The 18,406-nt window shown below is 39.4% G+C and carries 19 protein-coding genes and 1 pseudogene; 13 read left to right on the top strand and 7 right to left on the bottom strand.

Annotation, left to right across the window (positions count from 1 at the left end; genetic code table 11):
• Window positions 1–5: 5 nt before the first annotated feature.
• Window positions 6–335 (top strand): YdbL family protein, encoded by a 330-nt coding sequence (locus P20439_RS15625; protein ID WP_008468219.1) that lies wholly within the window; start codon window positions 6–8, stop codon window positions 333–335.
• 36 nt (window positions 336–371) lie between these two features.
• On the opposite strand, the gene P20439_RS15620 is transcribed toward P20439_RS15625, so the two are convergent.
• Complete coding sequence (locus tag P20439_RS15620) at window positions 372–920, bottom strand: DUF1415 domain-containing protein (protein WP_008468212.1); 549 nt, start codon at window positions 918–920, stop codon at window positions 372–374.
• Window positions 917–2,195, bottom strand: a pseudogene (gene waaA, locus P20439_RS15615) (lipid IV(A) 3-deoxy-D-manno-octulosonic acid transferase). The gene P20439_RS15620 and the pseudogene waaA overlap by 4 nt, the downstream one beginning before the upstream one ends.
• Before the next feature lie 235 nt (window positions 2,196–2,430).
• Here waaA and P20439_RS15610 point away from each other — a divergent pair.
• On the top strand, window positions 2,431–3,021 hold the full coding sequence (locus tag P20439_RS15610; RefSeq protein ID WP_008115583.1) for an SIS domain-containing protein: 591 nt from the start codon (window positions 2,431–2,433) through the stop codon (window positions 3,019–3,021).
• Complete coding sequence (gene hldE, locus P20439_RS15605) at window positions 3,021–4,463, top strand: bifunctional D-glycero-beta-D-manno-heptose-7-phosphate kinase/D-glycero-beta-D-manno-heptose 1-phosphate adenylyltransferase HldE (protein WP_008115584.1); 1,443 nt, start codon at window positions 3,021–3,023, stop codon at window positions 4,461–4,463. The genes P20439_RS15610 and hldE overlap by 1 nt, the downstream gene beginning before the upstream one ends.
• A 58-nt stretch (window positions 4,464–4,521) precedes the next feature.
• On the opposite strand, the gene P20439_RS15600 is transcribed toward hldE, so the two are convergent.
• On the bottom strand, window positions 4,522–6,069 hold the full coding sequence (locus P20439_RS15600; RefSeq protein ID WP_008115585.1) for a capsule assembly Wzi family protein: 1,548 nt from the start codon (window positions 6,067–6,069) through the stop codon (window positions 4,522–4,524).
• A gap of 180 nt (window positions 6,070–6,249) precedes the next feature.
• Between P20439_RS15600 and P20439_RS15595 the strand changes: the two genes are divergently transcribed.
• Complete coding sequence (locus P20439_RS15595; protein WP_008115586.1) at window positions 6,250–7,323, top strand: hypothetical protein; 1,074 nt, start codon at window positions 6,250–6,252, stop codon at window positions 7,321–7,323.
• On the top strand, window positions 7,320–8,405 hold the full coding sequence (locus P20439_RS15590; protein ID WP_008115587.1) for a glycosyltransferase: 1,086 nt from the start codon (window positions 7,320–7,322) through the stop codon (window positions 8,403–8,405). The genes P20439_RS15595 and P20439_RS15590 overlap by 4 nt, the downstream gene beginning before the upstream one ends.
• Before the next feature lie 3 nt (window positions 8,406–8,408).
• Here P20439_RS15590 and P20439_RS15585 read toward each other — a convergent pair whose 3' ends face one another.
• The gene (locus tag P20439_RS15585) at window positions 8,409–9,131 is read right to left on the bottom strand and encodes a 3-deoxy-D-manno-octulosonic acid kinase (protein WP_008468205.1); all 723 of its coding nucleotides are present in this window, start codon (window positions 9,129–9,131) and stop codon (window positions 8,409–8,411) included.
• 123 nt (window positions 9,132–9,254) lie between these two features.
• On the opposite strand from P20439_RS15585, the gene P20439_RS15580 reads away from it, so the two are divergent.
• The 6 genes from P20439_RS15580 to glpG all read left to right on the top strand — a co-directional run bounded on the left by P20439_RS15580 (window position 9,255) and on the right by glpG (window position 14,521).
• Entirely contained in the window at window positions 9,255–10,316 is a 1,062-nt protein-coding gene (locus P20439_RS15580; protein ID WP_008115590.1) for a glycosyltransferase family 9 protein, read from the top strand.
• On the top strand, window positions 10,313–10,882 hold the full coding sequence (gene gmhB, locus P20439_RS15575; RefSeq protein WP_008115591.1) for a D-glycero-beta-D-manno-heptose 1,7-bisphosphate 7-phosphatase: 570 nt from the start codon (window positions 10,313–10,315) through the stop codon (window positions 10,880–10,882). Before P20439_RS15580 ends, gmhB begins: the two co-directional genes overlap by 4 nt.
• A gap of 163 nt (window positions 10,883–11,045) precedes the next feature.
• A complete protein-coding gene (locus tag P20439_RS15570; protein ID WP_008468203.1) occupies window positions 11,046–12,242 on the top strand; it encodes a glycine C-acetyltransferase in 1,197 nt (398 codons plus the stop codon).
• 52 nt (window positions 12,243–12,294) lie between these two features.
• Window positions 12,295–13,320 carry an L-threonine 3-dehydrogenase gene (gene tdh / locus P20439_RS15565; RefSeq protein ID WP_008468202.1) on the top strand — a complete coding sequence of 342 codons (1,026 nt, stop codon included), beginning with the start codon at window positions 12,295–12,297 and terminating at the stop codon, window positions 13,318–13,320.
• 65 nt (window positions 13,321–13,385) lie between these two features.
• Window positions 13,386–13,703 (top strand): thiosulfate sulfurtransferase GlpE, encoded by a 318-nt coding sequence (gene glpE / locus P20439_RS15560; protein ID WP_008468201.1) that lies wholly within the window; start codon window positions 13,386–13,388, stop codon window positions 13,701–13,703.
• A complete protein-coding gene (gene glpG / locus P20439_RS15555; RefSeq protein ID WP_008468200.1) occupies window positions 13,700–14,521 on the top strand; it encodes a rhomboid family intramembrane serine protease GlpG in 822 nt (273 codons plus the stop codon). The genes glpE and glpG overlap by 4 nt, the downstream gene beginning before the upstream one ends.
• Here glpG and P20439_RS15550 read toward each other — a convergent pair.
• A complete protein-coding gene (locus P20439_RS15550) occupies window positions 14,518–14,916 on the bottom strand; it encodes a flagellar basal body-associated protein FliL (RefSeq protein WP_008468199.1) in 399 nt (132 codons plus the stop codon). The two genes, glpG and P20439_RS15550, sit on opposite strands and share 4 nt — an antisense overlap.
• A gap of 249 nt (window positions 14,917–15,165) precedes the next feature.
• Here P20439_RS15550 and P20439_RS15545 point away from each other — a divergent pair, with 249 nt between their 5' ends.
• Window positions 15,166–15,711 (top strand): chorismate lyase, encoded by a 546-nt coding sequence (locus tag P20439_RS15545; protein ID WP_008468196.1) that lies wholly within the window; start codon window positions 15,166–15,168, stop codon window positions 15,709–15,711.
• Window positions 15,708–16,586 carry a 4-hydroxybenzoate octaprenyltransferase gene (ubiA, locus tag P20439_RS15540; protein WP_008468194.1) on the top strand — a complete coding sequence of 293 codons (879 nt, stop codon included), beginning with the start codon at window positions 15,708–15,710 and terminating at the stop codon, window positions 16,584–16,586. The genes P20439_RS15545 and ubiA overlap by 4 nt, the downstream gene beginning before the upstream one ends.
• Here the strand turns inward: ubiA and P20439_RS15535 are convergent.
• Together P20439_RS15535 and P20439_RS15530 are read right to left on the bottom strand one after the other, a co-directional pair.
• Complete coding sequence (locus P20439_RS15535) at window positions 16,583–17,203, bottom strand: 2OG-Fe(II) oxygenase (protein WP_008468193.1); 621 nt, start codon at window positions 17,201–17,203, stop codon at window positions 16,583–16,585. The genes ubiA and P20439_RS15535 overlap by 4 nt on opposite strands.
• A gap of 95 nt (window positions 17,204–17,298) precedes the next feature.
• Window positions 17,299–18,177, bottom strand: a complete 879-nt coding sequence (locus P20439_RS15530) for a LysR family transcriptional regulator (protein ID WP_008468191.1) — start codon at window positions 18,175–18,177, stop codon at window positions 17,299–17,301.
• Between the last annotated feature and the right edge of the window lie 229 nt (window positions 18,178–18,406).

The following is an 18,406-nucleotide window of genomic DNA, read 5'->3' as shown; positions in this document are numbered from 1 at the left end:
AGAATATGAATATTAAAAATAAATTAAATATAGTAACCCTAATCAGTGCCGTTTGTATGTCATTTTCAGTTTGGGCTATGAGTTTAGATGAAGCTAAAAGCCAAGGCTTAGTTGGTGAAAACAGCTCAGGCTACCTTGGATTAGTTGTACAAAATACAGAAGCAAAAGCGGTTGTTGATGACGTTAACGAAAAACGTAAGGCACAGTACTTAAAATTAGCTAAAAAGAATAACTTGTCACTTGCACAAGTTGAGGCATTGGCAGCAGCAAAAACAATCGAAAAAACGCAAAGCGGCCATTATATTGAAGTAAATGGTAGCTGGGTCAAAAAATAAAGTTAATGGGTCAACTAAAGGTATTAAAAGCCGAGCTTATACGCTCGGTTTTTTACAGTTTTCTAATAATTGTTGCCAAAAATCAATGCCTTTTCGGCGTGCTAAGTTTATATTATGCTCAGGAATAGACTCAGGTTCGTCATAGTTTTCAAGTGCTTCACTCATACTTGCTTCACGAATTAGGTGCAAGGTAGGAAACGGTGCTCTATTTGTGTAGTTGGCCGGATCGGTTTCATCGCTATCGGCAAATACATAATCAGGGTGAAAATTTGCAATTTGATATTTACCTTCAAAGCCTTGTGCAACCAATAGCGCATTTGCTAAATCGACTAAATCTAAAAAGTCTTCAAAGTCACTAAAACCGTTATCGAACATGATTAGCGTGGTTTCTCGTTCGCGCTCGCGGTCAAGCTCGATACATTGCTCAAGCATATCCATTACAGCATCATCGATAGTATTGGCGTTACTTACAATGTAATGAATACAGTTGTTTTCGACTTCTTTACGGGCAAACGGGCAAAAGTTATATTTTACAATAACGGATGAAACCCATTCTCGGGTTTGGCTAATAGCTATGTTAGTCACTGTTTTAGCTCTAAGTATTGATTAATAATAGTGAGTGTTTTTTTATGGCGCCTTGGTTTTTAGCAACACATTGCGCAGCTTTTGTGCCGAGCGTTTGGCATGCCTTTTTATTTTGGCTAAAGGTAATGAGTTGTTGTGCCAGTTCATCTGCATTTTCTACCACGCATGCCCCTTTGAGCTTTGTTAACTCAGGATAGACATGATCAAAGTTATACGTGTGAGGGCCTGTTATTACACCGACCGAAAATGCGGCTGACTCAAGCGGGTTATGACCACCACGACGAATCAAACTACCGCCAATATAACTAACACTAGCCGCGCCGTATAAACACTGTAATTCACCTAGCGTATCGGCAAGTAAAACGTGTTCGTTTTGGTAATTATTTTGGATACGACGACTAAAGCTTAAAGTACTTTGTGTGAGTAGTTCAGCCACTTTATCAAATTGCTCGGGGTGTCGCGGGGCAATAATCAATAAAGCATCAGGCTGCTTTTTTAACAACTGCTGGTGGGCATCGAGTATTAATTCATGCTCTATAGGGTGAGTAGAACCTGCGACCCATATAAAGCGTTCTGCTTTTTTATAATATTGCTTTAAAGAGGCTACTTTATCGAGTTGTGTAGTGGTTGGGGTAATATCAAATTTTATTGATCCCGTTACATGGCTTTTTTCAGCAGGTAGCCCTAATTCAATAAAGCGATTTGCATCGGTTTTGTCGTGACTTGCAAGTGCGGTAATTGATTGCATGATACTGCGAGTTAGCTGGGCCACTTTTTCGTAGCCTTGCTGAGACTTTTCAGATAGTCGTGCATTAACTACCAATACAGGTATATTTTGTTTGTGCGCATTAGCCATTAAGTTCGGCCATAGTTCAGTTTCTAAAATACAGAGTAATTGCGGTTTTACTCGTTTTAAAAAGCGAGTGGTGGCCATTGGAAAATCAATGGGTAAATAACTAACAGCAACGCTTTGTTTAAATTGTGCGGTAACTTGCTCTCGTCCTGTTGGAGTATTGCAGGTAATTAAAATATTTAACTGCGGTTGTTCATGTTGTAGGGCTTTAATTAAAGGGGTTGCAGCTAACACCTCGCCCACAGAAGCACAATGAAATACAACTGGTTTGTTGTTTGAAAATAAAGCGCGGCTTATGAAGCCAAAACGTTCCTTAAAGTGAGCGCGATATCCTGCGTTTTTTTACCTCTTAGTACATATAAGTAAAATACAATCAGTGGGCTAATAATAATTAATGCGAGTGAATAAAAAATGCGTGCCATACTGTTGCTTTGTATAAATGAAAGTGGCGCTAGTTTAGCGTGAAATCGTTTTTTTCTAAATACACAAATATAAAATAGCAACTTGAAAAAGGTAACAACGATAAAAACCTTCTTTATCTGAATAATAACTTTCTACCCGTACTTTAATTTAGTTATATAGAGGTGATTTGGCTATAAAATTATGGAATAATGAAATTAATTTTTCCTGCCATTTCAGTTCCAAGAGGAATATCTCATGTCAATTATAGATTCAGTGGCAACTAGCTACCTAGAAAGTTTAAATCGTCACCAAGTATTGTTCGAAACCATGGAGGCGTATCATCAAGAGGTAATGCAGTTGTTAGAAGCATGTCATAGTGCTTTACAGGCTGGTGGTAAGGTTGTTTGGTTTGGTAATGGCGGCAGTGCGGCTGATGCTCAGCATTTGGCTGCAGAGTTTGTGGTACGTTATAAGTTAGAGCGAGGACCGTTAGCGTCTATTGCTCTCACCACAGACACCTCTATTTTAACAGCGCACAGTAATGACTATCATTTTGACACAGTATTTGAACGCCAAGTTCAGGCGCTATGTAAACCTGAAGATATCGTAATTGGCTTAACTACATCGGGCACCAGTAATAATATTAATTTAGCGTTAGAAGCCGCTAATAAAATAGGAGCATTCACTGTTGCATTTACAGGTCGCGATGGAGGTAAAGTAAAAGACATCGCCAAGTTACCTATTATTATTAAAAATGATGAAACAGCCCGTATTCAAGAGGCACACATGTTTATTGGCCATTGGCTGTGTGAAGCCATGGATATGGTTGTTGCGGAGCAGCAGTAATGGATTTATCGCTATTAAAAAACTTATCAGCAGCGCGTATTTTAGTGGTTGGTGACGTTATGCTCGACCGCTACTGGTATGGTGATTCTGGCCGTATTTCGCCGGAGGCACCAGTACCCGTTGTAAAAGTCAGTAAATTTGAAGACAAAGCCGGTGGTGCCGCCAATGTGGCTAAAAATATAGCCCGACTAGATGGCAAAGTGGGTTTACTTGGCCTAATTGGCGAGGATGAAAGCGGACAAATTTTAGAAAACATTCTAGAGGGTGAAAAAATAAATTCACAGCTTGTGAGTGTATGCGATTTGCCGACTATTTCTAAAATGCGGGTGATCAGTCGTCATCAACAAGTTGTGCGTTTAGATTTAGAAGAGGCTTTTAATGAGTCTCATAGCCAGTTGTTATTAAATCGATTAGAGCTGGTGCTGAGTGATTACGACTTTATTGTATTTTCTGATTACAACAAGGGCTCACTCGCGCTAATCCAAAAAATGATTTCGGTTGCTAAAGATGCAGGTAAAACCGTGCTTGTTGACCCTAAATCATCTGATTTAGAGTTGTACCGTGGAGCTGATTACATAACCCCTAATTTAAATGAGTTTAAATTAGCGGGTGGTCAGGTTGGTTCAGAAGAGTTGCTTGCTAGCAGCGCGCGTACCCTGATTAGTGATGCGGGTATTAACGCCATGCTACTAACACGCTCAGAACAAGGTATGTCGCTAATTGATGCAACGCAAAAGCATGACTTTGCAGCGCAACAACTCGAAGTAAGTGATGTAACCGGTGCGGGCGATACTGTTATTGCTACATTAGCTGTAATGCTAGGTGCGGGTATGACCGCCAAAGATGCAGTCGAAATTGCAAACTTAGCTGCAGGTATTGCAGTAAGTAAATTGGGAGCGGCTACGGTTTCTCCTGAAGAGTTGAGCCGCAAGTTAGGCCAATACTTACAAGCCACTGGCGAGCATTATCAAACCCCATTTGATGATGTATTACAACATATTGAATTTGCAAAGCAAAATGGAGAAACCATTGTATTTACTAATGGTTGTTTTGATATTTTGCATGCAGGCCATGTGCGCTATTTAGCGCAAGCTAAAGCGCGTGGTGATAGATTAGTGGTTGGTTTAAATAACGATGAATCCATTGCCCGTTTAAAAGGCCCTGAGCGCCCAATTAACCCATTAGATGAGCGTGCTATGGTTTTAAGTGCATTAGCCTCAGTTGATTGGGTTATTCCGTTTGGCAGTGAGGCTGAAAATGACACTCCAGCAAAGCTAATTGAGCAAATTAGCCCAGATATTCTTGTTAAAGGTGGTGATTACACTGTTGAGCAAATTGCTGGTGCCGAGCATGTGTTGCGTCATGGCGGAAAAGTAGAAGTGCTTGAGTTTTTAGATGGTTGCTCTACATCAAAAGTGATTAGCAAATTAAAAGCTAGCTAGTTAGTGAAATAAAAAAGGGGATAAACTTTGGTTTATCCCCTTTTTTATACTTACAAAACTAAAAGTTATATTCGAACTTTGCAAATGCAGACGTATCGTTTTCTGCTCCATCGTTATTAGAGGCAAGTCCGCCAAGGGTAAAGCGCCCCCCCATGGCAAGCATTCTGTAACGTACTTCAAGCTGTTTAGAGCTAAATGCTGTTTTGGTAATCGAGTTACCTAAGTCTGGGTTATTTGGGTAACGGTCACGGTTGTCGCTGTTGTAGTCAATATCACGTAATTTTACTTGCCAGTCAGTTCCGCTTGAGAGTTGCCCAAGTACGGTTAATACTAGTGATTGAGCATCATTATCATAGGTAGAGCCGATAGGGCGACCATGGTAACGATACCCTGATTGGTAATCAGTGTGCTCATAATAGCAATTTTCGGTCGTTGACCCCGCAGAGCAAGACACACCTGTATCAATGTATTCTAAGTTGACTAGTAAATTCTGCTCGTAAACACGATGTGTTGTTTGTAAGCCAAATAAGTACGCTCTATCAGCTGGTTTAAACTGTGAGCTCGCATCTTCACCAATCGTACTGGCATAAACGGCATAAGGTTGATTAAATAATGTATCTGACCAACGAATATCAATACCAGCTAATTGATTACCTATTTTTGACTCTAACTGGCTATCACAATTAGAAGTGCCATCAACACATTTTGTATCACCGGCAATCATATCAATAAAATCACTAGCCGAGCTTGGTTGTCCCTTACCAGCCCATTGTGCTGACCAGCTCAGTGCTATTTCTAATTGTTGAACGGGGCGAAAGTTAACCCGAGTGCTCCACAATAACGCATCAGGAATAACGCGGGTTGATTCCAGCTTAGCCATTTGTGCAGTAAACCCCCACTGACCAATCCAACTTAACCAAGGTGTTTCAAAGGCACTGCTTTGTTCACGAGAAATACTAATGGCAGGTAAAGGTTTTGCATTACCAGACATAATTAAGCTGTTATCAACACCCGGACCCCAAAATTGCTCAATGGCACCCGCTCTTACAATCCAATTACCCATACGATACGCTAAATAGCTGTCATCTAGAGAGGTATCATTGCAGTCAGTTAGTGCTTGCTCGTTTTGAGCTATATCATCAGTTGTTTTACCGTCGACTAAGCATTTTTTGCCATCATTACGATGATTAATCGCTATTTTAGCTGCAAAGTTATGTCCTAAATAAGCGTAGGCAGCAGTTAACTCTGATTCTTGGCTATTGGTGGCACCAAAGCTAGTGGCTACAAGAGGATCTGAGCTGGCAAATGCCGAAAGCTGTACACTATGCGAACCGCTATTTTCTGACTTATAACGATGTTTTACACGTAATAACGCATCTTGCAGTTGAGGGGGTAATTGTTCTAACGAAGTATTGTTAACATCATTAATAAAGCTTTTCCACATTAATGGGTACGTTGTTACTGGCGCTAAAATTATACCTGCATCGGCAAGCTGTTGTATATCTGCCCTAAGACCATAGTCATCAGGCTTTACCCAAGGTTCAGCATTTACGGTTGTAGTTACGGCACAAAAAAGCGAAGAAAGTATAAAAATTTTGTTTCGCAAAGCTCAGATCCTTATGATTGAAATTGCCGACAAGTTTAGCAATCTACGCTCTCTATTGCAGTAATTAAATCAACCAAGATAAATTTAAAATGCCACTATAGATTAGATTAAAACATTGTAGCTCTATCGGAAAAATGATCTCGTTGATATACTCGCTGCAAAGAAAAAAAAGAGATGGTAATGAGCAACAAACGACTTTTATTTATTCCCGTGTCATCGCCTGAAGGTATTGGTGAATATATGCGCTCGTTACAGCTAGCTCATTCCCTTACCTCGGAGTACGGCAATTCGTTAGATATTCATTTCATTTTAAATAAGCACACGGCTTATGCTAAAAACTGCCCATTTCCTACCTTATTGTTAAATCAATCGGCAACAAAAGAAAATACGCATGTATGTCAGTTTATTAAGCAATACAAACCAGATGCGGTGCTATTTGATTGTGCAGGACGCGCTGAGCAAATGAAAGCTGCAAAAAAAGTGGGTGCTAAAGTTGTTTTTATTTCACAGCATGCAAAAAAGCGAGCAAAAGGTTTAAAGCTTAATAGAGCGGGCCTTATTGATACTCATTGGGTGGTTCAGCCTGATTACTGTATTGAACCTCTTTCGTGGTATGAAAAGCTAAAATTGAGCATGTTGTCTCTGGCCTATCCTGCTAATGTTGGGCCATTTACAGTGTTTGCATCAGCGCAACAAAAATCCGATGCACTAACCCGTTATCAATTGAAAGAGAAAGAATTCTTTATTGTTAACGCAGGTTCTGGTGGGCACACCCTTAATGGCCAAAACTGTGCTGATATCTACTATAAAGCAGCACTGAATATTGCGAAAGAAACAGGTTTAAAAGGGGTTGTGGTGTTTGGTCCTAATTACACTAAGTCGTTACCTAAAAGCGATGAGTTAATTTGTTTGCCAAGCCAAGAGGGGACTGAATTTTTAGCCTTACTAAGTCAGGCTAAGGTGGCATTATTAAGCGCGGGCGATACTTTACTTCAAGCCATTACTTTACAAACGCCAACGATAGCATGTGCTATTTCAAAAGATCAAAATGAGCGAGTTGTTCGTTGTGCGAGTACCGGTGTTGTTAAAGAGGCTGAGCTTGATATTTTAGATATTACCCAAAAAATAAAAGAGCTACTTTTGGAACCAAATTATAATAATACAGTAGGCCAATACGAGTCGTTAGAAAATGTGCATAGCTTTGATGTTATAACCAAAGGAGTACAAGCGTTGTTAATAGGAAGTAAGCTATGAATATTGTTATTGTAATTGACTCTCTCGTTGGTGGTGGCGCTGAAAAAGTAATGCTTACTTTGGCGCAGGAAATGGTATCAAAAGCCCACAATGTGACTATTTTGTCATTGGCGCAAAATATTGAATATGACATTCCAAACCCCTTATCTGTTGAAAGTTTATTTTCAGGTCGAGCAACAAAAGTTGATCGATTTTGGCAGATAAAAAAGAATGTTAAAGTATTAGAAGCATGGTTTGAACAAAAGCTACTTCAACTTGGTTCTATTGATTTAGTACTTTCTAATTTAGATCGTAGTAATAACTTATTAGCAAAAAGTAAAATAGAAAATATCCATTTTGTTGTTCATAACTCAGTTAATGCAGAGCTCGCTAGGCAAAAAAAACTAGGTCCGCTTTCATATTTATATCTTAAAAAAAGCAAACAAAACTTAAATGGTAAATCATTGATTTGTGTTTCTAAAGGGGTTGAAGAAGAAATAAAGCAAGGCAACTTAATTAGTCCAAGTGCTATAACAACTATTTATAACCCCTTTAATTTTAAAGAAATTAATGAGCAAGCTAATGAATCAAATATTAATATACCAGATACACCTTACTTGATTCATGTGGGACGTTTTGCTAAACAAAAACGTCACGATGTTCTGTTTGACACATTTGCCAAATTAGATAAAAAATATAAATTGGTATTGTTGTGTAATAAAAAAGAGAAAGCGTTTAAGTTAGCCAAACAATACGGAATTGAAAATCAACTTATTGTACCTGGATTTGAACAAAATCCTTATAATTGGATTAAGCAGGCTAAGGCTTTGTTGTTAAGCTCAGACTTTGAAGGATTTGGTAATGTGTTAGTTGAGGCTTTGGCTGTAGGAACACCAGTTGTCAGTACTGAGTGTCCTCATGGTCCAAGTGAAATACTTACAGGTGAGTTAAGCAAATATTTAGTACCAATTGGTCAAAGCGAAAAGCTTGTGCTGGCAGTTAAGCAAGTGCTCGCAGATAACCCAAATGTAGGCAAAGCAGCTATTTTAGAAAAAGTGTGTGCCGATAGGGTAACAGAGCAATACTTAGCATTAGCAAACTAGTTTTTATTGGGTTAACCCGTCACGATAGTGTTTATCTAAACGCTGCCAATCGTTTTGCTGCCAATGAAAGTTGCTATTGCGGCTTTGCTCTTTTAAAAAGGAGCGCTGTAAGCGAGACATATTGCTTTGTTGCCATTTTTTATGGGGAACTTTTATTTCGCCACGGTCAAAGTCGATAATGTAAACATCACCAGAGTCATCAAATAAAATATTATTAATATTTAAATCAGCGTGATAAACCCCTTTACTATGAAATTGGGCAATAGTTTGTGCTATTTTTTTTATCTCAGCTTCACTCAATGTGCGTTCAATCAGTATATCTAATATACTTTTAGCGCCGCTAACCGCTTCAGTAATAATATCACCTCGGTAAATGAAGCCATAGCGACTCACTTTAGCTGCAATAGGCTTTGGTACATTTAAGCCTAACTCTATTAATCGAGTCATTAAGCTAAATTCTTGATAAACACGCGTTTGCTCTAGTCCCCAATATAAATATTGGTCACTAAGTAGTTTTCCTATTAGGCCGCCACGCCAATAATGGCGCAACACAGCCGTTAAATCTGCGTGTTTAAAAAACCATGCGGTTGCACGTCCCTTTTTAGCGCCAACAATTTTTTGCTGTTGCTGCCAGAAATTGGGCTCAAACCAATCTAACTCTATCTGGCTGCTATATTGAGGATGGCTCAAAATGACATGGTTATTTTTGACGTGTTGATTAAACATAGCTCATAGGGTTCGCGTTAATATGTGCACATATTAACGTGTTTTAACGCTAAGGATAAGTACTTGCAATGACGCGATTATAATTTAAGATCAGGTTTTATTATTTTACCTCCAAGGAAACGTGTGACTTCAGCGCCTACTTACACTTCAATTTGTATTTTACGTCTTTCTGCTATTGGTGATGTATGCCATGCAGTAAGTGCGGTACAAGCTATTCAAAAAGCACACCCAAATGCCAAAATTACATGGGTTATAGGTAAGGTCGAGGCGATGCTGTTAGCTGACTTACCAGGCGTTGAGCTTGTTGTATTTGATAAAAAACAAGGTAAAGCGGCACTGAAACAGTTAAAGCAAACCTTTAAAGGGCAGTGTTTTGACGTACTGCTTAATATGCAAGTGGCTTTAAGAGCAGGTTTTGTTGCTCGCTGTATTCCTGCCAAAGTTAAAATTGGTTTTGACTGGGCTCGTTCAAAAGAGCTACATAGTTTATTTATTAATAAACGCATTAAAGCCCAATCTCAGGCGCATGTTTTAGAGGGATTTAAAGGCTTTGCCCAAGCGATTGGTGTTGATGATTATGTCCCTGTATGGAATATGCCCTTTACCAACAAAGATCAAGCTAAAGCTGATGAGCTGTTAGGTGACGATTATTTATCAAATAAGCTATTTGTTATTTCGCCAGCAGCAAGTAAAGCACAGCGTAACTGGTTAGCCGATCGCTATGCTGCGCTTGCGGATTATGCACATACACAGGGGTTTAAAATAGTATTAACTGGTGGACCGACTGAACTGGAAATTAATTTAGCAAATAACATCATTAAACACTCTGATTCACCCATTCTGAACTTGGTGGGTAAAACAAAACTCAAAGAATTATTGTGCTTACTTAAACGGGCAAGCTTAGTACTTGCGCCCGATACAGGCCCAGCTCATATGGCGGTGACTGTGGGTACGCCCGTTATTGGTTTATATGCGCATTCAAACCCTGCGCGTACGGGGCCTTATTTATACCAAGACTATGTTGTTGAGGTTTACCATCAAAACTTAGTAAAGCAAACAGGTAAAATCGCCGAGCAATTGCCTTGGGGTACTCGTGTTAAAGGCGATGATTTAATGAGCCAAATAACCACCGATGCAGTAAAACAAATGTTTGATCATGTTGTTAAAAAAGAGTCGCTGTTATGAATCAAGAGAACACTAACAAGGCGCTTTTTTTAGATCGTGATGGCGTAGTAAATGTTGATCATGGTTATGTGTTTAAAAGCGAAGAGTTTGAATTTATAGACGGTGTGTTTTCAACATGCAAAGCGTTTTATGATGCGGGCTATAAAATAATTATAGTGACTAATCAGTCAGGCATTGGCCGTGGTTATTATTCTGAGAGCGAATTTTTAACACTTAGCGAGTGGATGAAAGCGCAGTTTAGCGCTCATCAAATTGAAATTACGGACGTTTATTTTTGTCCTCATCATCCTAAAAACGCATTACCAGATTATTTAAAAGAGTGCGATTGCAGAAAACCAGCGCCTGGCATGTTACTTCAAGGAATAGAAGATCATCATATCAACCCTGCGCTTAGTGTGATGGTGGGTGACAAATTAGGTGACATGCACGCTGCCATTAGCGCTAATGTACGTACCAAAGTACTGGTACGTTCAGGGCAAAAATTTGATGACAAAGCTGTAAATTTTGCTGACTATGTTTGTGACTCAATCAACGACCTTCCGGCTTTGTTTGCTGATCTAACGTAGTACACACCTCAAGCCTGTAAACTGGCAGCTTTTCCTGCCAGTTAGGTAATTTGCGACGAATGACAAACAGTGCAATTTGGCGCTTAAACTTTTACAATACCCGCATTATAAATAGCAGCAACACGTCTGCTGTTTAACCCGTTCAACCAAATGGAGATCACAGATGAGAGCATCTGCTTTTTTTAGCCAATTACAACAGCAAATCGAAGACGTTAAAGCGGAAGGTTTGTACAAGAATGAACGTGTTATCACTTCGCAGCAGCAAGCTCAAATTGAAGTGGCATCAGGCGAAAAAGTTATTAATTTTTGTGCTAACAACTACTTAGGTTTAGCTAACAGCCCAGAGCTTATTAAAGCGGCGCAACAAGGCTTAGATGACCATGGCTTTGGTGTAGCGTCTGTGCGTTTCATTTGTGGTACACAAGATATTCATAAAACGCTCGAGAAAAAAATCAGTCAATTTTTAGAAACTGAAGACACCATTTTGTACTCATCATGTTTTGATGCCAATACGGGGTTGTTTGAAACCATATTAGGTGCAGACGATGCGATTATTTCTGATTCATTAAACCATGCTTCTATTATTGATGGGGTACGTTTATGTAAAGCAAAACGTTTCCGTTATGCAAATAACGATATGGCTGATTTAGAAAAGCAATTAATCGCAGCCGATGAAGCCGGTGCTAAAACTAAATTAATTGCAACCGATGGCGTGTTCTCAATGGATGGCGTTATTTGTAACTTAGAAGCTGTATGCGACTTAGCTGATAAATACGATGCACTTGTTATGGTTGATGACTCACATGCAGTTGGTTTTGTTGGCGAAAACGGTAAAGGTACACCTGAATACTGCAACGTGCTTGATCGTGTTGATATTATTACTGGTACCTTAGGTAAAGCACTAGGTGGAGCCTCGGGTGGTTATACCTCAGGTAAAAAAGAAATTGTTGAATGGTTACGTCAGCGTTCTCGTCCTTACTTATTCTCAAATTCATTAGCGCCTTCAATTGTAACGGCGTCAATTAAAGTGTTAGAAATGCTTGAAAATGGCGGTGAGCTTCGCGCTAAGCTATGGTCAAATGCTAAATACTTCCGTGAGCAAATGGAAGCGGCTGGTTTTACCTGTGCAGGTAAAGATCATGCGATTATTCCTGTGATGCTAGGAGACGCCAAAGTAGCGTCACTTATGGCTGATAAGCTATTGGCTGAAGGGATTTATGTAACCGGCTTTTCATTCCCTGTTGTACCAAAAGGGCAGGCGCGTATTCGTACCCAAATCTCTGCAGCGCACAGCAAAGAACAGCTTGATACAGCCATTGCAGCATTTACCCGTATTGGTAAAGAGATTGGTGTTATTTAATTTTCTTGTTAAATCGCGGCTGAAGTCGCGATTTTTTAATTGAGTGTGAATTATGAAAGCATTATCAAAGTTAAAAGCAGAGCCAGGCATTTGGATGACAGATGCACCAAAGCCTGAAGTGGGTCATAACGATCTGTTAATTAAGATTCGTAAAACGGCTATTTGTGGCACCGATGTGCATATTTATAAGTGGGATGAGTGGGCACAAAACACCATACCGACGCCTATGGTGGTTGGCCACGAATACGTGGGTGAAGTAATCGACATGGGCCAAGAGGTGCGTGGTTTTGAGATTGGCGACCGTGTATCAGGTGAAGGTCATATAACCTGTGGCCATTGTCGTAACTGTCGTGCTGGGCGCGTTCACTTATGTCGTAATACAACAGGGGTCGGTGTAAACCGCGAAGGCGCATTTGCAGAGTATTTAGTGATTCCTGCATTTAATGCGTTTAAAATCCCAGATAATATTAGCGATGAACTTGCCTCTATTTTTGACCCATTTGGCAATGCAGTACACACGGCTTTATCGTTCGATTTAGTCGGTGAAGATGTCTTGATCACCGGTGCTGGCCCAATTGGTATTATGGCTGCAGCTGTGGCTAAGCATGTGGGTGCACGCCATGTGGTTATTACTGATGTAAATGAATACCGCCTAGACTTAGCACGTAAAATGGGCGCAACGCGTGCTGTAAACGTCGCGAATGAAAAGCTTGAAGATGTAGCTAAAGAGCTGGGCATGACTGAAGGCTTTGATATTGGCCTAGAGATGTCAGGTGTACCAAGTGCATTTAATGCCATGCTAAATAACATGAATCATGGCGGCAAAATTGCCATGTTGGGAATTCCACCTTCAGATATGGCGGTCGATTGGAATCAAGTTATTTTTAAAGGCTTAGTGATCAAAGGTATTTACGGTCGTGAGATGTTTGAAACTTGGTACAAAATGGCCAGTTTGATTCAATCAGGGCTTGATTTAAAACCAATTATTACTCATCAGTATTCAATAGATGACTTCCAAGCTGGCTTTGATATGATGATTTCAGGCCAATCGGGTAAAGTAATTCTTAACTGGGATTAATTACCCCTTGTTAAGAGAATTAAAGGCGGCATTTGTCGCCTTTTTTGTAATTATAAGAGAGTACTATGGCATTTAAACATATATCAATCGCACAAACCCTTGAACTACTCGATAAAGAAGATGTAGTGATTGCTGATATTCGCGATCCTAATTCTTATCAAGCGGGTCATATTCCGGGTTCAGAGGCATTATCTAATGCGAATATTGCCCAATTTATGATGGAAAAGGAGTTTGACCAGCCGATTATTATTGTCTGTTATCACGGTATGAGCTCACAAGGCGCTGCCAGCTACTTAGTAGAGCAAGGCTTTGAAGATGTTTACAGTATGGATGGCGGTTTTACTGCATGGGAAGCCGCTTACAAAGATAAAGTATCACGATGATAGAGCTAGGCAGCCTAACTAACCCCCGTGCTGCACAGGGCTTTATAGATTACTTAAAAAGCCAAGGGTTTAGCGGGCAAATTCGTACTGAGGATGGCCATACGCTTGTCATTAGTGTGGCGCCTGAGGACTTTCATGCGGTGCAACCGTTGTGGAATGAATTTGCTAAAAACCCTAATCATGAACGTTATCAACAAGCGTCATGGCAAGTAGGCAGCACGCAATCACCATTAAAATATCAAGGCCAGTCGCTTAATTTAGTCGCGCGGTTTAAAGCCTTAAGTTGGCTTAATCAGAGCGTTAGTATTCTCAGTATTATTGTTTATATTGCCTTTTTATTTGGTGCGTTTGAACCTATTTACATGGCGTTGCAGTTTAACCCTGCGTCACCACTTACTTGGTTAACCCCGGCTATTGTGCATTTTAGCGCCATGCATATCGTGTTTAATCTAATTTGGTGGGTTTCACTGGGTGACAATATTGAAAAGCAATGTGGTAAGTCGAGTTTAATCGGACTTTTTTTAGTTACCGCTTTAATAAGTAATTGGGCACAGTACTTAATGGTCGGGCCTAACTTTGGTGGGCTTAGCGGTGTTGTATATGGGTTGTTAGGCTTTTGTTGGATTTACAGCACCCTTAACCCTAAACAGCCTGCACTGGTTACAACTGCAATTGTTGGATTTATGCTGGTATGGTTAGTACTTGGTTTTGCAGATGTATTATTTGTTGGAATGGCTAATTGGGCACACTTAGGTGGGCTCGTTAGCGGTATGGCTTTTGCCTATACCGCTCAGCTTTTTAAAACAAAAAGTGCCTAATGATATAAATATTTAGTAAATAAGAGATCACGGATGATCTCATGTCCTGTTTCTTCTTTAAGAAGGCTCTTTAGTTTTTCTGCGCTTTTAAGGCGAATTTGCTCACGCCCTGTTAAAGACTTTATTTTGTTTTCAGGCTCTTTAGATAATATCTCTACTAACGCATCACGAAGTAACGGCGTGTGGTGTTCCACGATTGCAATATCTGATGTTTTATTAAGCATTAAATCAACAGTGACACGTACATAGCCCATTTTTTTACTCGATGGGCCAATGTAATTAGTAATAATGTCTGGCTCAAACCCAAAATAACCGACAGTAGACTCAGCACGTGCCGATAAGCTAGTTAAGCTGACTAGAAGAATAAAAAGGCCTGTAAATACTGTTTTTTTCATTTCAAAAGCGTTTCCGTAAACTGGTTACAAATAGTTTATACTTATTAGTAAATAAGATACAGCAAGATGCTGTTATTTGTTGTGTTTGTAAAAGTACTCTGGATTCAAGTTTGGGATAGGCAATAGCGAGAGTCAAATGCTGATTAGCTTTTTATAATAACAGGGTGTGCTTGGTATTGAGTAAATCGCGCTTTTTCAAATTCGTTGGCAATGTTATGATCTCTTTGATTTTTTTCAAGTGGAGTTATTGTGATTACTTTTCCTCTTTCTTTATCTGCTGATTGGCAGAGTACCACTCAAGTAACTGGCTTATCTAACGCTGAGAAAGAGTGGTTATTTGAACCGCATTCTTTAACGGCTAAATTAAAAAGTCAGTCTCAGCGTTTTGCTGTAAAAGTGTTGAGTGAGCAAAAAGTAGACCTTTCGCAATCACAGCAAACGCTATTAAGTGAGCAGGTAAGTACAGTACTTAACCGTGAAGTGTTACTGTTGTGTGATGACAAACCAGTTGTATATGCTCAAAGCTGGTTGCCAATATCAAACAACAATACAAATAATCAGCTGCATAATATGGGTGAACGTCCGTTGGGTGATGTTATCTTTCAAGACCCTGCGTTAAAGCGCGCTGATATTGAAATTGCTCGCTTTGATGATAATCACCCATTGCAATCACTGGTGAGCGAACTTAATTTACCGAATCGCTCTTTACTGGGCAGACGCAGCGTATTTTCTTTACATAACTATCAATTTTTGGTCTGTGAGGTTTTTTTACCAGGAGCTTACTTATACTCATGAAACTAGCCGCTTTGTCTGTTAATCATATTCCCTATTACATCCAGTTAATGCGAATAGATAAGCCCATAGGCACCTTATTATTACTTTGGCCAACTTATTGGGCGCTGTGGATAGCAAATGAAGGGATACCAAGCCTAACAAACTTCATTGTGTTTACCCTTGGGGTAATAGTTATGCGTAGCGCAGGATGCGTTATCAATGATTTTGCTGACAGGAAAATAGATGGCTCAGTAAAGCGTACTTGTCAGCGGCCGCTAGCGACCGGAGCGGTAAGTAGTGGCGAAGCAATTAGTTTGTTTTTATTACTCGTTGTCATCGCTTTTATATTAGTATTATTGCTTAATACCAATACTATTTTGTTATCGTTTGGTGCACTTGGATTAGCGTTTTGTTATCCCTTTATGAAACGTTACACGCAACTTCCTCAAGTTGTATTGGGCGCGGCTTTTGGTTGGGCAATCCCAATGGCTTTTATGGCATCAATAAACTCTTTACCCGTGCAGGCATGGTTGCTATTTATTGCCAATATTTGCTGGACGGTGGCTTACGACACTATGTATGCCATGGTTGATAGAGACGATGATTTAAAAATAGGAGTAAAATCAACCGCTATTTTATTCGCCAGTTATGACCGCCATATTATAGCGCTACTTAACTTTAGCTTTTTTGCGTTGATGGTTTTAATTGGGTTGATGAATCAAATAGGATTTAGTTTTTGGTTGGGACTAGCTGTTGCAGCAATGTTACTTGTGTATCAACAGCGTTTGATTCATTTACGTCAACGAGATGCCTGTTTTAAAGCGTTTTTGAATAATCATTATGTGGGACTTACTGTATTTATAGGCTTATTATTTTCTTACCCCGTTTTTTCTTAACGGGGTGGGTCGATAATACCACTAATTGACGCATTTTTTCTGAACCAACCAGCAATCGAATAGCGGTTATCAAAAGCCGGAAGTACTTCATGCACAAAGCGTTCGCTTTCAAATAATACCAAAGTGCCTGCAGTGGGTTTTATAACCACTTCTATGTCTTTACTTTTTGGCTTGTAAATAACCAGCTCTCCGCCTTTCTTAGGAGAGTTTAAATACAATACGGTGGTAAAAACTCGATTTGAACGACCTTTGAACGCATCTACATGTTTTTTGTAAAAATCACCCTGCGTATACTTTGCATAGTGACATTCATAATCAAACAAGCCCATGAAAAAGTTACGATTAAGGGTAGTGCGAACAGCTTCCATTATTTGTTGATAGCTAAGCTGTGCATTTGAGCTGCCATCAAACCAGTAGGTTTTATCTTTACGAACGGAATCATCAATTTGTAAATTGTTTAATCGTCCAATACCGGCAAGGCTAAAGTGAGGATTTATTCTATAGCAATCAGCCATCAACTCAGATATTAAGTCACTATCAATGGCGTTTTCAATAATGGCATAGCCATGCGTTTCAATGTGCTCTAGGTAAATTTCAGCAGCTGTAAAGTTATTCATTAACGCTAGTCATAATATAAGGGAGCGTTAGTGTAGTGAAAAAAAACTTTAATGCCACTAATTTATAGTTGTTATAAAACGCATGGAGTCATTTTTTATGCTCTTGAAACCTTCTTAATTAGCGAGAGTAGGTGGTCAACATGCTCACCTGCCTCTATTTGCTGGCTTGTTTGCACCACAAGTTGTTCATGGCTAATATCGTTATTCGTTTTAAGCTGGATTAAGTTATGGTTTTCTGCCACAGAGCTGGTGTGTTCAATACCTGCAATAGCAAAATGATCTGACTTTTCAAGTCCAGCCATTACCTGCTCGATACTACCTACTTTAATAGTTGAAACTTTATTTAACGAGTCTATTACTTCATTAAGCATTGATTGCACTTGTTTTGACTGCGAAAAACAACTGAACATTGGATAGCTTTCGAGCTCTTTTTTACTAATATCGCTTTTATTTGCTAAAGGGTGTTGTTTTGAACAAAATAAAATAAGTTGATCAGGTAATTGTATATCGCTACCAATGCTATTGACTATTTGCGAGCATACACTAATGTCAATTTCCCCTTGAAGTAACTTTCTATGAAGCTCAGTTTTGTTTTGCAGCTGCATCTCAATTTTAATATGCGGGTACTGACTCAAAAATTCGCCGCAGGTAATTGGCACTATGCTGCTGGTTGTTGTGGTGTAACCAATGACCAGTTTTTTCTCTTCAGTGCCATTAATTGATTGAAAAGCGCGGTGTTTTATTTGCTCTAACTCATTGAGCGTATTTTTAGCAAAGTCGAGGAAAAGCTCCCCTGCTTGAGTTAATTTAACCGAGCGAGTAGAGCGGGTAACTAGTTCGTAGCCAAGCTCCGTTTCAAGAGTTTGAATGCTACGGGTTAATGCAGATGTGCTAATTTGGGTTTGTTCAGCAGCTTGCCTAAAATGACGAAGTAGGCCAAGTGCTACAAACTGTTCTAATTGTTCAAATCTCACTATATAGTCCTTTTTTATAGGTAAGCTAGGGGAATTACAGATTTAATACTGACTTTATATCCCTACAGATCAGTTGAAATAATGTTTTTAACCACTTATTAAGATTAACTTTCTTTTAATCGTATTTAAAGAGAATAGTTGCAAAATGTTGTTATACCTTTGGGTAATGTTAAGTAACTGTTGGGTTTTATCATTAGCCTAATTTGTGCAATTTTATAACAGCATTACT

Origin of the sequence: Pseudoalteromonas sp. BSi20439 (genome assembly GCF_000241165.1) — a bacterium.
GTDB lineage: Bacteria > Pseudomonadota > Gammaproteobacteria > Enterobacterales > Alteromonadaceae > Pseudoalteromonas.
This window is presented reverse-complemented; position numbering and strand designations above follow the sequence as displayed.